This is a genomic window from Luteimonas sp. TWI596 (assembly GCF_039674105.1).
GTDB lineage: Bacteria > Pseudomonadota > Gammaproteobacteria > Xanthomonadales > Xanthomonadaceae > Luteimonas.
Genome location: NZ_JBDJMU010000018.1, coordinates 28,343 through 41,151 on the forward strand (window position 1 = coordinate 28,343; position 12,809 = coordinate 41,151).

Genomic DNA, 12,809 nt, shown 5'->3' on the forward strand with positions numbered 1-12,809 from the left:
GGCGGACGATGCGCGATCATGGCGCTCCCCACAGGAGCGCCACCATGGCCATCGCCTGCCTGAGCCTCGGCAGCAACCTCGATCCCGAGCGTCACCTGCGCGCCGCGGTGGACGCGCTGCGCGCGCGCTTCCCCGTGCTCGTCGTGTCGCAGACCTACCGCTTCCCGGCGGTGGGCTACGACGGCGCCGATTTCCTCAATGCCGCCGCGACCATCGAGACCGACCTGCCGCCCGACGCGCTCAACGCCTGGCTGCACGCGCTCGAGGACGCGCACGGGCGCGACCGCAGCGGACCGCGCTACAGCGACCGGACGCTGGACATCGACATCGTGCTCTACGACGACCGCGTGCTGACCGGCGCGGGGAACCTGCGCATTCCGCGCGATGAACTGCGGCATGCGTTCGTGCTCAAGCCGCTGGCCGAGATCGCGCCGGACCTGCGCCATCCGGTCGACGGCCGCACCCTCGCGCAGCTGTGGGCCGTCCATCCCGACCGCGACACGGCGTTTGCGCGCATCGACGCGCTGGCCGGGTGTCCCGCCTGATGCAGACCGCAGGCCCTGCACTGCGGATCCTGGGCAGCGGTTGCCATCGCCCTGCGCGGCGGGTGCCGTCGAGCGATTTCGATGCGCGGCTCGGCCTGGCGTCCGGCGCCAGCGAGGCGGCAACCGGCGTGGCCTGGCGCGGCGTTGCCGCCGATGGCGAGACTGCATCGTGGATGGCGGCGCGCGCCGCGCAGGCGGCACTCTCGGCGGCCGGGATCGGCGGCGAGACGCTCGACGCGATCGTCTCCACCTGCGCGGTCATGGAGCAGCCGATCCCGTGCCAGGCCGCGCTGGTCCAGCGCGCGCTCGGTCTCGGCGATTCGGGCATCCCGGCCTTCGATGTCAACGCGACCTGCCTGGGCTTTGTGGTCGCGCTGGACCTGGTCGCGGCGGGCATCGCCACTGGCCGCTATCGTCGCGTGCTGGTCGTGGCCAGCGAGCTGCCCTCGCGCGGGCTGCGCGCCGACGACCCGCTGACCGCGCCGCTGTTCGGCGACGGCGCCGCCGCGCTGGTGCTGGGCGCCGCAGCACCGGGCGATGACTCGGCGTTACTGGCCTGGCGCATGGAGACCTATGCCGACAGCGCCGACGCGTGCCGGATCCGCGGTGGCGGCACGCGGATCGCGCCCGGCGATCGGGCGCATTGCGACATCGATCCGGACGTCTACCGCTTCGAGATGGACGGCCCGGCGACGTTCCGGCTGGCGGGCCGTCGTCTGCCGCGCCTGCTCGAACGCCTGCTGGCAGCGGCCGGCATCGGCCTGGATGCGATCGACTGCGTGGTTCCGCACCAGGCCTCCGGCGGGGGCCTGGACCGGATCGTGCGCGCGTTGCGGCTGCCCGAAGCGCGCGTGGTGCGGATCCTCGCCGAGCACGGCAACCAGGTCGCGGCCTCGTTACCGCACGCGTTGCACCACGCGATCGTGGGCGGCCGCCTGCAGCGTGGCCAGACCTGCCTGCTGCTGGGCACCGGCGCCGGGCTGTCGCTGGGCGGCGCGGTGCTGCGGTACTGACGTGCGCCTCGCCCTGACCCTGTTCGACGTCGGGCATTGCCGGCATTGCGAGCGGGTGACGCTGGCCGGCGGGCGCTGGGCCAGCGTGGCGTTTCCGTCGATGGTCGCGCTGATCGTGCATCCGCGGCAGGGCGCGATCCTCTACGACACCGGCTACGCGCCGCGGTTCCTGGACGCGACCGCACGGCTGCCCGAGCGCCTGTATCGCTGGGCCACACCGGTCGTGCTGCCGGCCGAGCAACGCCTGGAGGCGCAACTCGCCGCGTATGGGCTGCGACCGGCCGATATCCGCTGGTGCCTGATCTCGCATTTCCATGCCGACCACATCGCCGGCCTGCGCGACCTGCCCAATGCCCGCTTCGTGTGCATGCGCGAGGACCTCGACACCCTGCGCGCGATGCCACGGTTGCGCGGGCTGCGCAACGGCTGGCTGCCGGCATTGTTGCCGCCGGATTTCGACGCGCGCCTGCGCCATGCCGACGAGGCGGTCGCGCGGCCGCTGCCCGCGCCGTGGCAGGCGCTGGGCGAGGGCCACGACCTGTTCGGCGACGGCAGCCTGTTCGCGGTTGCGCTGCCGGGCCATGCGCCGCGGCAGTTGGGCCTGTGCCTGCGCGATGCGCACGACCGCGCAGTGCTGCTGTGCGCCGATGCCTGCTGGTCGCACCTGGCGTTCCGCGAGCGTCGGTTGCCGGCATGGCCGGCGCGGCTGGTGACCCACGACTGGCCGGCCTATACGCGTACGCTCGCGCGGCTGCACACGCTGGCCCACGAGGCCGCGGACGTGGCCATCGTGCCCTCGCATTGCCAGGCGAGCCTGGACCGCTATCGCGCGCAGACGCCCGCGCCCCGACCGGAGGCGGCCGCATGCGCATCCTGGTGACTGGCGCGTCGGGCTTCGTCGGCGGCGCGTTCCTGCGCCGCCACGCCGCGCGCGCCGACCTGACGCTGTGGGGCACCGGGCGCCGTGCGACCGACCTGCCGGGCTACGTGCAATGCGACCTGAGCCGGCCGTTCGACCTGCCGTTCCGACCGGACGTGGTGATCCATGCCGCCGCGCGGTCCTCGCCCTGGGGCACGCCTGCGCAGTATCGGGCGCAGAACATCGACGCGACCGCGCATGTCATCGAGTTCTGCAAGCGCCACGGCCTGCCGCGGCTGGTCTACCTGTCGTCGAGTTCGGTGTTCTACCGCGAGACCCATCAATTGGGCCTGCGCGAGGACAGTCCGATCGGGCCGGACTTCGTGAACCGCTACGCGCAGACCAAGTACGCCGGCGAGCAACTGGTGCGCGCCTATCCCGGCGAGCATGTCGTGGTGCGGCCGCGCGCAGTGTTCGGCGTCGGCGACACGGTGCTGTTTCCGCGCATCCTCGAAGCGGCGCGACGCGGTGCGTTGCCCCGGTTCGTCGGCCAGGACCGGCCGGTGATCGGCGATCTGGTGCAGATCGACACGTTGTCGGACTACCTGCTGCGGATCGCGACGATGCCGCGCCCGGCCGAGAGCTACAACCTGACCAATGCCGAGCCGGTGGACCTGCAGGCGCTGCTGCTCGACGTGCTGGCGCAACTGGACCTGCCGCCGCCGACGCGGCGCGTACGCATCGGCGCGGCGCTGCGTGCGGCCACCGTGGCCGAATGGCTGTGGCGTGGCCTGCGGCTGCGCGGCGAGCCGCCGATCACGCGCTTCGGCGTCGGCGTGTTCGCCTATTCCAAGACCTTCGATCCGGCGCGCATGCTCGCCGACCTGGGACCGCCGAGCGTGTCGTTGGCCGACGGCATCGAGGCCTTCGTCGCCTGGCAGCGTGCGCAGTGGGCGCGGTGAGCGTCGCGCTCGTCTGCGCGTGCGCCTACGCCGCACTGCTGGCGCTGCGCGGCGCCTGCGCGTGGCGCGAACTGCGGCGCCAGCACGCACGTCCGGTGCCGCCATCGGCGCGGCGGATGCAGGACGTCGCCGTGCTGCAGCCGATCCTCGGCGGCGACCCCCGGCTGCGCGACGTGCTCGGCGCCACCGTGCACGCGCTGCCGCTGGCGCGCTTCCACTGGCTGCTCGATGCCGACGACGCGCAGGCACTCGCGGCGGTCGCTGCCGTGCGCGCCGCGTACCCTGGCGCTGCGATCGACGTGTGCGTGTTGCCGCCTGCGCCCGACGGCTGCAATCCCAAGATCTACAAGCTCGAGAGTGCGTTGCCGCAGGTCCAGGCCCCGGTCTGCCTGGTGCTCGACGACGACGCCACGCTGTCGGCCGATGCGCTTGCACGCCTGGTCGCTGCCCTCGATGCGGCCGACCTGGCGACGGCGCTGCCCGGCTATCGCGACGACGGCGAGCGCTGGCCCGGCCGCCTGCTCGCGTGCTTCGTCAACGACAACGCCGCGCTGACCTATCTCGCGCCGCTGGCCTGGGCGCCGCCAGTGTCGATCAACGGCATGTGCTACGCGCTGCGCACCGAGCGCCTGCGCGCGATCGGCGGCTTTTCGCCGCTGCGCGGCGCGCTGGCCGACGACCTGGCGATGGCCGATCACGTCCGCGCACAGGGCGGCCGCATTGCGCAGACGATCGCGCCGGTCGCGGTGCGCACCAGCCTCGACGGCCCGGCGCACTACGTGCGGCAGATGCATCGCTGGATGTTGTTTGCCACCTTGCTGCTGCATCGCCAGCCGCCACGCACGCGGGCGGCGATCGTGCTGCTGCATGGCCTGCCGCCGCTGCTGTTGTGGGCGATGCTCGTGGCGCTGGCATGGCGCCCCGGGTTGGCCGGTGCCGTGGCGGTCGCCGGTGTGCTGGCGCTTCGGGCCTGGGTGCCATGGGCGCTGCAACGCGGGCTCGGCGTCGCGTCCGCACCGCGGCCGGTGCTGTCGCTGCTGGCCGAGCTGTTGCAGCCGCTGCATGTGTTGCATGCGGTCTGCGTGCGCACGGTGCGCTGGCGTAGCCGCCGCTACCGCGTGCATGCCGATGGCCGGTTCCATGCCGCCTGACGCCGACAGCGGGAGAGTCCGCATCGCGTTTCTGACCGGCCGCAGCGACCCGGCGCGCTGCGCGCTCAGCCCGCAGCAGGCGGCGTTCCTCGACACGCTGCGCGGGCCGGGTCGCGACCTGCTCCCGTGCAACTTCCCCTACACCGCGTCGCGCGCCGGCCACGTCGCAGTGCCGTTGCCGCTGGCAGCGCTGCGCAATGCCGGCGATTACCTCGTCGCCCGTCGTCCCGCGTTCGCCCGGCGCCACGGCGCGGCGGTGGCCGCGGCGTTGGACGGTGGCGGCGCGGTGGTGGTGCTGGCCGGCAGTTGCGGGCTCGAACTGCTGGCCAATCTGCGGTTGCCGGTGGGACTGGCACAACGGCTGCACGTATTCGCCTACGGGCCGGTGGCGCGGCGGGCGCCGGACGTGGCCCGCCTGCTGTGCGTGCGCGGCCGCGGCGACTGGATCTCGCGCCTGGGCTGGCGCGGGCCCGCGCTGCCGGTCGGCGGCGGCCATCTGGACTATCTGCAGCGGCCCGAGGTGCGGGCCCTGTGCGCGGACTTCGTCGCGGCGACGCCATGCGCATCGACCTGATCGCGCCGCCCTACAGCGGACATCTGCATCCGATCCTGGCGATCGCCCGCGAGCTCGCGCCGCGGCACGCGGTGCGGGTGCTGTCGACGCCGTCGGCGATGGCGCAGGTCGCGCGTGCCGGGCTTGCCGGCGTACCGCTGCTCGATGCCGACGCCGAGCGCGTCCTCGATGCGATCTCCGACCCGCGCCATGCGGTACGCAACCACCCGCTGCGCATGCATCGACAACTGCGCGACGCGCTCGGGGTCATGACGCACTTCGCGCAGGCCTTGCGTGCTGAGTATGCGCAGGCGTCGCCGGATCTGGTGATCGCCGATTTCACCGTGCCGGTTGCCGGCACCGTCGCGCAATCGCTGGGCATCCGTTGGTGGACCAGCCTACCGTCGCCATGCGTGGTCGAGACGCCCGACGGGCCGCCGGCCTACATGGGCGGACTGCTGCCGGCGACGCATGCTGGCGCCCGGCTGTGGCAGACACTGGCGCGCTGGGCGGTTCGCGGCTTCAAACGCGGCGTGCATCGAATGCACCGCACGCGCATGCGCGCGCTCGGTCTGCCGCAACTGTACCGGGGCGATGGCACCGAAGCGGTCTACTCGCCCGAGCGGATCCTCGCGCTGGGCATCGCGGCGCTGGAGTTCCCGCGCACCTGGCCGGCGGCGCTGCGCTTCGTCGGGCCGCGGTTGCCGGCCGGTGGCGACGACACGCCGTGGCTGCCGCCGCGTGCGGCGCCGGTGTTCGTCGCGGGACGCCGACATGTGCTGGTCACGCTGGGCACGCACCTGCGCTGGGCCAAGGACGGGGTCGACGTGCGGTTGCGCGCGTTGGCCGCGGCGATGCCCGAGCTGGAGATCCATTTCAGTGACGGCGACGTCGCGGCCGACCACCACGAACGCAGCGGCAACTACCAGCGGCTCGCCCATGTCGACTATGCGCGCTGGGTCGGGCGCTACGATCTTGTCGTGCACCACGGCGGCGCCGGCATTCTCTACCGCTGCTTGGCCGAGGCGCGTCCGGCCATCGTCTGCCCGCAGGATTACGACCAGTTCGATCATGCCGCGCGGCTGCAACAGGCCCGTGCGGCGCTGTGGCTGCGCGACCTCGACGGGCTTCCGGCCGCAGTGCGCCGTGCGTTCGCCGAACCGTCCCTGTTCGCCGGCCTGCCGGCCCTGCAGGCCGCAGTGCGCGCCTGCGTGGCGGCGCACCCGCTGGCCGATCTGGTCGAGCAGGATGTAGGCCCGGCACCGTAGCCCCACGCGTCCGGCTCAACCTGCCAACTGCACGCGATCGCGGCCGGTCTGCTTGGCCTGGTACAGCGCGTGGTCGGCCCGTCGCAGCAGGGTGTCGGCATCTTCGCCGGCCCGGTGGGCGGCCACGCCGATGCTGACCGTCGGGCGCAACGCGTCGAAATCGGCCAGCGCGGTCCGAAAGCGCGTGCGGATCCGCTCGGCTATCTGCAGCGCGGTCGCAGCATCGGTGCCGGGCAGGGCGACGACGAACTCCTCGCCGCCGTAACGCGCGACCGGCCAGGCCGGGTCGAGTTCGAGCCGCAGCACGCGCGCGACTTCGCGCAGACAGCGGTCGCCGGTCGAATGCCCCAGCGCATCGTTGATGCGCTTGAAGTGATCGAGGTCGAGAAACATCACCGACAGATGGGCCGGCGCGGCAGCCAACAGCACTGGCAGGCGCGCATCCCAACTGCGCCGGTTGAGCAGGCCGGTGAGTGCGTCGGTGTGCGCTTGCCGCAGGGCGAGGTCGCGCTCGCCGCGCAAGCCCGCGCTGCGCTCGGCAAGACCCAGTGCCAGCACCAGCGCCTCGAACGCGCCGCTCGCCAGCGATGCCAGGCCGTCGTCCCAGGCGATGCCGATCCGCTCGCCGAGCCCGAGGCTCGACAGGGCGGTGACCAGCAGCAGCGGTGTCCAGCCGATCAGGAACACGCCTGCCAGCCGCGACCCGCGATGCGCGGCGAGCGCGGCAGCGCCCAGCAGCAGCGGCGCGCCGAGCGCCAGCAGCGGGTTGATCAGCGTCCGGCCCAATGCCTCGAGCGCCGGCAGCGGCACCAGCGCCGGCACCGCACACAACGCCACCACCGCAGCGTAGCCGCGCAGCCAGCGTCGGCCGCGCGGCAACAGGCGCGGCAGGTCGGCGAAGCGGTCGAGGAACAGGATCGCGCTGACGATCGCGGTCGCGGTCGCCAGCCGCCCCCAGAAGCGGGTGGCTTCGCCCAGCCACTGCTGGCCGAGCGGATGCACCGTGTAGCCGGTCTGCAGCGCCATCACCAGCGCGAACGCCACCACATAGAGGGCGTAGAACGCGAAGGTCGCGTCGCGCAGACGCCAGGCGAAGAACGCCGCCATCACCGCCATCGCCAGCATCGTCGCCAGGCACGCGCTCGCGATCGCCAGCCAGCGCGCATCGCGTTGCAGATAGTCGCTTTCCGACACCACCGTCCACAGCAGCGTGCCGGGCATGCTGCCGTGGGCCTGGACCCGCAGCGTCAGCGGGGCGCCGTCTGGTGGCGGCGACACGACGTGGAACCCCAGGCGGCCGTGCCCTGGCCATTGTCCCGGCACCTGGATCGTTTGCGCGCGCGTCTGCGGCTGGCCGGGCGGCCACTCCAGAGTCACATGCTGCAGCGCCGCCTGCCGGACCTCCAGGACCCAGGGGCCGGCCGGCCATTGGCCGTCGCGCGGCCACAGCTGCACCGCGTGGCCGTCGTCTGCACGCGGCAGCGTCAGGCCGCGCTGCGGATCGAACGCCTGCGCCTGCTGTGCGTCCGCGGCTTGCCAGCGGCCATCGAGCGGGACCAGCGGGGCCGCCATGGCCAGGCCCGCCAGCAGCCAGGCCGCTGCACCCAGCAGCACCGACAGCAGCGTGCGCAAGCCGTCGCGGGTCACAGCATGCGGCCGCCGTCGACGTGGAGGACCTCACCGGTGCTGAAGCCGGCCCCGCGCAGCAGCCAGCCGACCGCCTCGGCGATATCCTCGACCCGGCCCTGCCGGCGCAACGGGGTCGCCTCGAGAATGCGTGCGCGCAGCTCGGGATCGCCGCCGTCCTCCGGCCACAGGATCGCGCCCGGCGCGACCGCGTTGACCCGCACCTGCGGCGCCAGCGCGACCGCGAGGCTGCGGGTCAGTCCGAGCAGCGCCGCCTTCGATGCCGCATAGGCGACCAGGTCGGCGCGTGGGCGTTCGGCATAGAGGTCGGCGATGTTGACGATCGCGCCGCTGGCGCTGCGCAAGTGCGGCGCGGCGGCGCGTGCGAGCAGGAACGGCGCGCGGGCGTTGACCGCCATCAGCGCGTCGAACAGGGCCGCGTCGCTGTCCGCCAGCGATGCCGGCACGAACGCCGCGGCGTTGTTGACCAGGGCATCGAGCCGGCCGAAGCGGGCCACCGACGCCGCGACGAGGGCCGCCGCGGCGTCGGCCTCGGCCAGGTCGGCCGACAGCACGGCAGCGCTGCCCGGGCGCAACGCCTCGAACTCGGCGGCCAGCGCATCGGCGTCGTCGCGCGAGGCGTTGCAGTGCAGCGCGACGTCGTGGCCGTGGGCGTGTAGATGACGGGCGATCGCAGCGCCGAGGCGGCGCGCAGCGCCGGTGATCAGCGCGACGGGGCGCGGGGTGTCCATGCGGGCTCCTGACGGTCGCGTTCGGGCAGGCTCGGTATGCTGTGCATTGTGACCGCCAAGCCCCGTCCATGTCCGCTCCCCCTATCTCCGAAGATGCCCTTGCCCACAGCGAACGCCTGCGTGCGGCGATTCGCGCGCTGATCGCCGAGGCCGGCGGCGCGATCCCGTTCTGGAAGTTCATGGAGCTGGCGCTGTATGCGCCCGGCCTGGGCTACTACAGCGCTGGCGCGACGAAGTTCGGTGCGGCCGGCGACTTCGTCACCGCGCCCGAACTCGGCAGCCTGTTCGCCGAATGCATCGCCGAGGCGATCGCGCCGGTGTTGCGCGAGATCGGCGTCGAGGCCCAGGTGCTGGAGGTCGGCGGCGGCAGCGGCGCCTTCGCTGCCGATGCGCTGGCGCATCTGGCCGCGCTCGATGCCGTGCCTGCGCGCTACGCGATCCTCGAGCCCAGCGCGGACCTGCGCGAGCGCCAGCGCGCGCATCTGGCCGCGCGGCTGCCGGCCGCGCTGTTCGCGCGTGTGCACTGGCTCGACGGCCCGATGCCCGACGACTGGAACGGCGTGCTGTTCGCCAACGAGGTCGTCGATGCGCTGCCGACGCCGCGGTTCGCAGTGCAGGGCGGCGAGGTGTACGAGGAGTACGTCGTCGTTGCCGACGATGGCGGCTTCGCGACCGCGCTGCGCCCGGCCGATGCGCTGCTGGCGCCGGCGGTGCGACACATCGAGCGCCAGCGCGGCGCGCCGCTGCCCGAAGGCTACCGCTCCGAACTGTTGCCGCAACTGCCCTACTGGGTCCAGGCGGTGGCCGGGGGGCTACGGCGCGGCGCGATGCTGTTCGTCGACTACGGCTACCCGCGCAGCGAGTACTACCGCGACGATCGCAGCGACGGCACTCTGCGCGCCTTCCACCGCCACCGAGTGTCGCCAGACGTGTTGGCGCTGCCGGGCCTGCAGGACCTGACCGCCTCGGTCGACTTCACCGCGCTGGCCGAGGCGGGCACCGGGGCCGGCTTCGAATTCGCCGGTTACTGCACCCAGGCCTCGTTGCTGCTGGGCAACCGCCTGGATGCGCGCCTGGCCGCGCACGAAGCCCAGGCCGACGACGAAGCCGCCCGCTACGCCCTGCGCCAGCAGGTCAAGAAACTGACGTTGCCCGGTGGCATGGGCGAGGCGTTCCAGGCGATCGGCTTCGCTCGCGATGTCGACTTCGAACACGCGTTCCTCGTTGGCGATCTGAGCCACCGGCTGTGAGCCGCGCCGCGGGGCCGCGCGTGCGACGCAGCGCGCTCAAGCCGCTGCGCCGGCCCAGGCTGTGGTGCGGGCTGTGGATCGCGGCGATCGCGGCTGTCGTGGTGCTGTCGCTGGCGCCGTCGGTGCCGATGCCCGACGTGCCCGATGGCGACAAGCTCGGCCATTTCCTCGCCTACGCGGCCCTGGCGGCGGCCGCGGTCCAGCTCTACGCGCGCTGGCCCTCGCTGCTCGGTGCCGGCCTGGGCCTGGTGCTGCTGGGAATCGGGCTGGAGTTCGCGCAAGGTGCGCTGACCCAGACCCGCATGCAGGACCCGGCCGACGCACTGGCCAACACGCTGGGCGTGATCGCGGGCCTGGCGACCCGGCTCACGCCACTGCGCGACCTGCTGCTGCGCATCGACGGCGAGCGCCGGTAGTCCAGGCGCCCGCCGCGGGCCGTCAACGCGGCTGCAGCGTGACCGCGTCCACCACCCACATCGTCGGCCGGGTGTCGCCGGTGAAGCGAAGACACAGATCGGTCGTACGCCGCGACGCCAGCGCGCCGGTGTCGAGCGGCACGTCGAGACTGACGAAACCGTCGGCGTCGGGCGCGGCCGGCAACGGCACCGTCGCCAGCACCGGGCCGGCGCAGCCTTCGCCCTGGACCTGCAGCTCGCCGTGCGCGGTGCGCGCCGGCAGGAAGGTGCGCTGCGGCTCGTCGTGGGCCAGCTGGAACGCGTAGGGCATGCGCCCGGCGCGAACCGTCAACCGGTCGATGTCGCCCAGGTCCGCCGCCGGCCACAGCCAGCAAGGGTGGAAGATCGTCACGTTGAAGATCGCGCGCTCGCCGGTCAGCGGACCGTCGTCCTCGAGCCGCAGCAGCAGGCGCCCGACATCGGGGCAGACCGCCAGCTCGGCGTTGTGGCGGGTCAGCAGCGAGGTCGCATCGACCGCATGGGTCGTGGCCGGCGCCAGTGGCGTGCCGTCGGTGGCGAACGCGGCCGCGCGCACCTGCGCCGGCAACCGCACATCGAGCGGCGCGGTGTAGCGCGGCGAGCCGGCATCCGGCGCGCGGCCATCGAGGGTGTAGCGGATCGGGTAGCCCAGCGGATTGCGCAGCGTCACCCGCGCAGTCCCATCGCGGCGGTCGCCCTCGATCGTCGCCAACGCCTGGAACGGCGTCTGCGCGTAGGCGATGTCCAGCGCCCGGTAACGCTGCAACTGCATCGGAAGGCGTGCCAGGAAACCGGCATAGTCGCGCGCCTCGGCGGGCGACCAGGCGGTCTCGGCCAGCGCCGCCATGCGTGGAAACAAGTTGTGCTGCAGGCGCGCGAAGCTGCGCGTGTGCTCGGTCCACATGTTCGCCTGCACGCCGAGGATGTGATGGCGCTGCGCCGCCGGCAGCGCGGCGGGCACCGGCTCGAACCGGTAGACCTGCTCGAGGGTGACCATCGACGGCCGGCCCGGGGGCTCGTCCGGCGCGTCGGTCTGCAGGTAATCCAGATACAGGTCCGACGACGGGCTCATGACCACGTCGTGGCCGAGCGCGGCAGCGGCGATGCCGCCCTCGATCCCGCGCCACGACATCACCGTCGCCTCCGGCGGCAGGCCGCCCTCCAGGATCTCGTCCCAGCCGATCAGGCGCCGGCCGTGCGTGGACAGGTAGCGTTCCATGCGGCCGATGAAATGGCTCTGCAACTGCGCCTCGTCGCGCACGCCGAGTTCGCGCATGCGCTGCTGCACCCGCGGCGAGGCCTCCCATTGATCCTTGACCGCCTCGTCGCCGCCGACGTGCACGTAGCGGCCCGGGAACAGGTCGACCACCTCGGCCAGTACGTTTTCCAGAAACGTGAAGGTCGATTCCTCGACATTGAACAGCGTGCGGTTGACACCCCATTCGGCGAGCACCGGCACCGGCGTGTCGAGCACACCGAGCTCGGGATAGGCCGAGACCGCGGCCTGTGCGTGTCCAGGTCCGTTGATCTCCGGCACGACTTCGATGTGCAGCGCCGCGGCATAGGCGACGATCTCGCGGACCTGGTCCTGGGTGTAGTAGCCGCAGTAGGGCACCGGCGCGCCGGTCGCAGGATCGATGCCGCCGTCGCCGGCCGGAATGCGGCAACCGCCGACCTCGGCCAGACGCGGATAACGCTTGATCTCGATGCGCCAGCCCTGGTCGTCGGTCAGGTGCCAATGGAAGACATTGAGCTTGTGCATCGCCATCGCATCGAGCACGCGCTTGATCTCGTCGACGCTCTGGAAATGCCGCGCCGAATCGAGCATGAGCCCACGCCAGCCGAAGCGCGGGGCATCGTCGATCCGCAACGCCGGCAGCGTCATCGCCTCGCCCTGGGCCTGCGCGATCAACTGCCACAACGTCGTCGCGCCGTGGAACAGGCCACGCGCATTGGATGCGCGCACGACGATCCCGTCCGACCCGATCGCCAGCGCATAGCCTTCGGGTGCCTCGGGCGAGACCGCCGGATCGAGCACGAATGCGATCGCACCGGGCGCCGGGCCGCCGGCCGCGGGTGCGGCCAGGCGCAAACCGTTGGACCTCGCGGCCAGCGCGGCGAATCGGCGCGCCGCCTGCTGCGCGGCCTCGCTGTCTGCGTGCAGCGGTGTGGCCGCGTCGAGGTCGAAGCCGCCGTCGCCGGTCACGAGCCGGGCAGGGGCGGGAATCAAGGCCGGGGCGGCAACCACCTCGTGCGGCCGTTGCGGACGCGGGGCGCAGGCGGTCAGCAGCGCGGCGGCGGCCAGGCCGAGCGCGACGGCAGGCAGGCGCGGGATCAAGCGAACAGGCATACGCGATATTCCATCAGAAATGCGCGGCGCCGCACGAATGCGGCGC

12 protein-coding genes are annotated in these 12,809 nt (G+C 72.8%); 9 read left to right on the top strand and 3 right to left on the bottom strand.

Annotation, left to right across the window (positions count from 1 at the left end; genetic code table 11):
- The first annotated feature begins 44 nt into the window (after positions 1 to 44).
- Genes folK through ABE487_RS13695 form a run of 7 tightly spaced genes read left to right on the top strand, consistent with a single transcriptional unit; the run spans position 45 to position 6,351 of the window.
- On the top strand, positions 45 to 545 hold the full coding sequence (folK, locus tag ABE487_RS13665) for a 2-amino-4-hydroxy-6-hydroxymethyldihydropteridine diphosphokinase (RefSeq protein WP_346445418.1): 501 nt from the start codon (positions 45 to 47) through the stop codon (positions 543 to 545).
- Positions 545 to 1,558, top strand: a complete 1,014-nt coding sequence (locus ABE487_RS13670) for a 3-oxoacyl-[acyl-carrier-protein] synthase III C-terminal domain-containing protein (protein ID WP_346452155.1) — start codon at positions 545 to 547, stop codon at positions 1,556 to 1,558. Before folK ends, ABE487_RS13670 begins: the two co-directional genes overlap by 1 nt.
- Position 1,559: 1 nt before the next feature.
- Entirely contained in the window at positions 1,560 to 2,438 is an 879-nt protein-coding gene (locus tag ABE487_RS13675) for an MBL fold metallo-hydrolase (RefSeq protein WP_346452130.1), read from the top strand.
- A complete protein-coding gene (locus ABE487_RS13680) occupies positions 2,423 to 3,379 on the top strand; it encodes an NAD(P)-dependent oxidoreductase (protein WP_346452131.1) in 957 nt (318 codons plus the stop codon). Before ABE487_RS13675 ends, ABE487_RS13680 begins: the two co-directional genes overlap by 16 nt.
- Positions 3,376 to 4,530, top strand: a complete 1,155-nt coding sequence (locus tag ABE487_RS13685) for a glycosyltransferase (protein WP_346452132.1) — start codon at positions 3,376 to 3,378, stop codon at positions 4,528 to 4,530. The genes ABE487_RS13680 and ABE487_RS13685 overlap by 4 nt, the downstream gene beginning before the upstream one ends.
- Positions 4,520 to 5,104, top strand: a complete 585-nt coding sequence (locus tag ABE487_RS13690) for a hypothetical protein (protein ID WP_346452133.1) — start codon at positions 4,520 to 4,522, stop codon at positions 5,102 to 5,104. The genes ABE487_RS13685 and ABE487_RS13690 overlap by 11 nt, the downstream gene beginning before the upstream one ends.
- A complete protein-coding gene (locus ABE487_RS13695) occupies positions 5,089 to 6,351 on the top strand; it encodes a glycosyltransferase (protein WP_346452134.1) in 1,263 nt (420 codons plus the stop codon). The genes ABE487_RS13690 and ABE487_RS13695 overlap by 16 nt, the downstream gene beginning before the upstream one ends.
- Positions 6,352 to 6,366: 15 nt before the next feature.
- Here ABE487_RS13695 and ABE487_RS13700 read toward each other — a convergent pair whose 3' ends face one another.
- Together ABE487_RS13700 and ABE487_RS13705 are read right to left on the bottom strand one after the other, a co-directional pair.
- Positions 6,367 to 7,998, bottom strand: coding sequence for a diguanylate cyclase (locus tag ABE487_RS13700; RefSeq protein WP_346452135.1), 1,632 nt, complete (start codon positions 7,996 to 7,998; stop codon positions 6,367 to 6,369).
- Positions 7,995 to 8,729: a pteridine reductase gene (locus tag ABE487_RS13705; RefSeq protein WP_346452136.1), complete on the bottom strand. Its 735-nt coding sequence runs from the start codon at positions 8,727 to 8,729 to the stop codon at positions 7,995 to 7,997. The genes ABE487_RS13700 and ABE487_RS13705 overlap by 4 nt, the downstream gene beginning before the upstream one ends.
- A 68-nt stretch (positions 8,730 to 8,797) precedes the next feature.
- Here ABE487_RS13705 and ABE487_RS13710 point away from each other — a divergent pair, with 68 nt between their 5' ends.
- Complete coding sequence (locus ABE487_RS13710; protein WP_346452137.1) at positions 8,798 to 9,979, top strand: SAM-dependent methyltransferase; 1,182 nt, start codon at positions 8,798 to 8,800, stop codon at positions 9,977 to 9,979.
- On the top strand, positions 9,976 to 10,395 hold the full coding sequence (locus ABE487_RS13715) for a VanZ family protein (RefSeq protein WP_346448684.1): 420 nt from the start codon (positions 9,976 to 9,978) through the stop codon (positions 10,393 to 10,395). Before ABE487_RS13710 ends, ABE487_RS13715 begins: the two co-directional genes overlap by 4 nt.
- A gap of 22 nt (positions 10,396 to 10,417) precedes the next feature.
- Here ABE487_RS13715 and ABE487_RS13720 read toward each other — a convergent pair whose 3' ends face one another.
- On the bottom strand, positions 10,418 to 12,763 hold the full coding sequence (locus tag ABE487_RS13720; protein ID WP_346452138.1) for a family 20 glycosylhydrolase: 2,346 nt from the start codon (positions 12,761 to 12,763) through the stop codon (positions 10,418 to 10,420).
- Positions 12,764 to 12,809: the final 46 nt, after the last annotated feature.

Bases quoted from the DNA above. Each gene is read 5' to 3' on its own strand.
- folK (WP_346445418.1), top strand. From the start codon at position 45: ATGGCCATCGCCTGCCTGAGCCTCGGCAGCAACCTCGATCCCGAGCGT.
- ABE487_RS13670 (WP_346452155.1), top strand. From the start codon at position 545: ATGCAGACCGCAGGCCCTGCACTGCGGATCCTGGGCAGCGGTTGCCAT.
- ABE487_RS13680 (WP_346452131.1), top strand. From the start codon at position 2,423: ATGCGCATCCTGGTGACTGGCGCGTCGGGCTTCGTCGGCGGCGCGTTC.
- ABE487_RS13690 (WP_346452133.1), top strand. From the start codon at position 4,520: ATGCCGCCTGACGCCGACAGCGGGAGAGTCCGCATCGCGTTTCTGACC.
- ABE487_RS13695 (WP_346452134.1), top strand. From the start codon at position 5,089: ATGCGCATCGACCTGATCGCGCCGCCCTACAGCGGACATCTGCATCCG.
- ABE487_RS13705 (WP_346452136.1), bottom strand. From the start codon at position 8,729: ATGGACACCCCGCGCCCCGTCGCGCTGATCACCGGCGCTGCGCGCCGC.
- ABE487_RS13710 (WP_346452137.1), top strand. From the start codon at position 8,798: ATGTCCGCTCCCCCTATCTCCGAAGATGCCCTTGCCCACAGCGAACGC.
- ABE487_RS13720 (WP_346452138.1), bottom strand. From the start codon at position 12,763: ATGCCTGTTCGCTTGATCCCGCGCCTGCCTGCCGTCGCGCTCGGCCTG.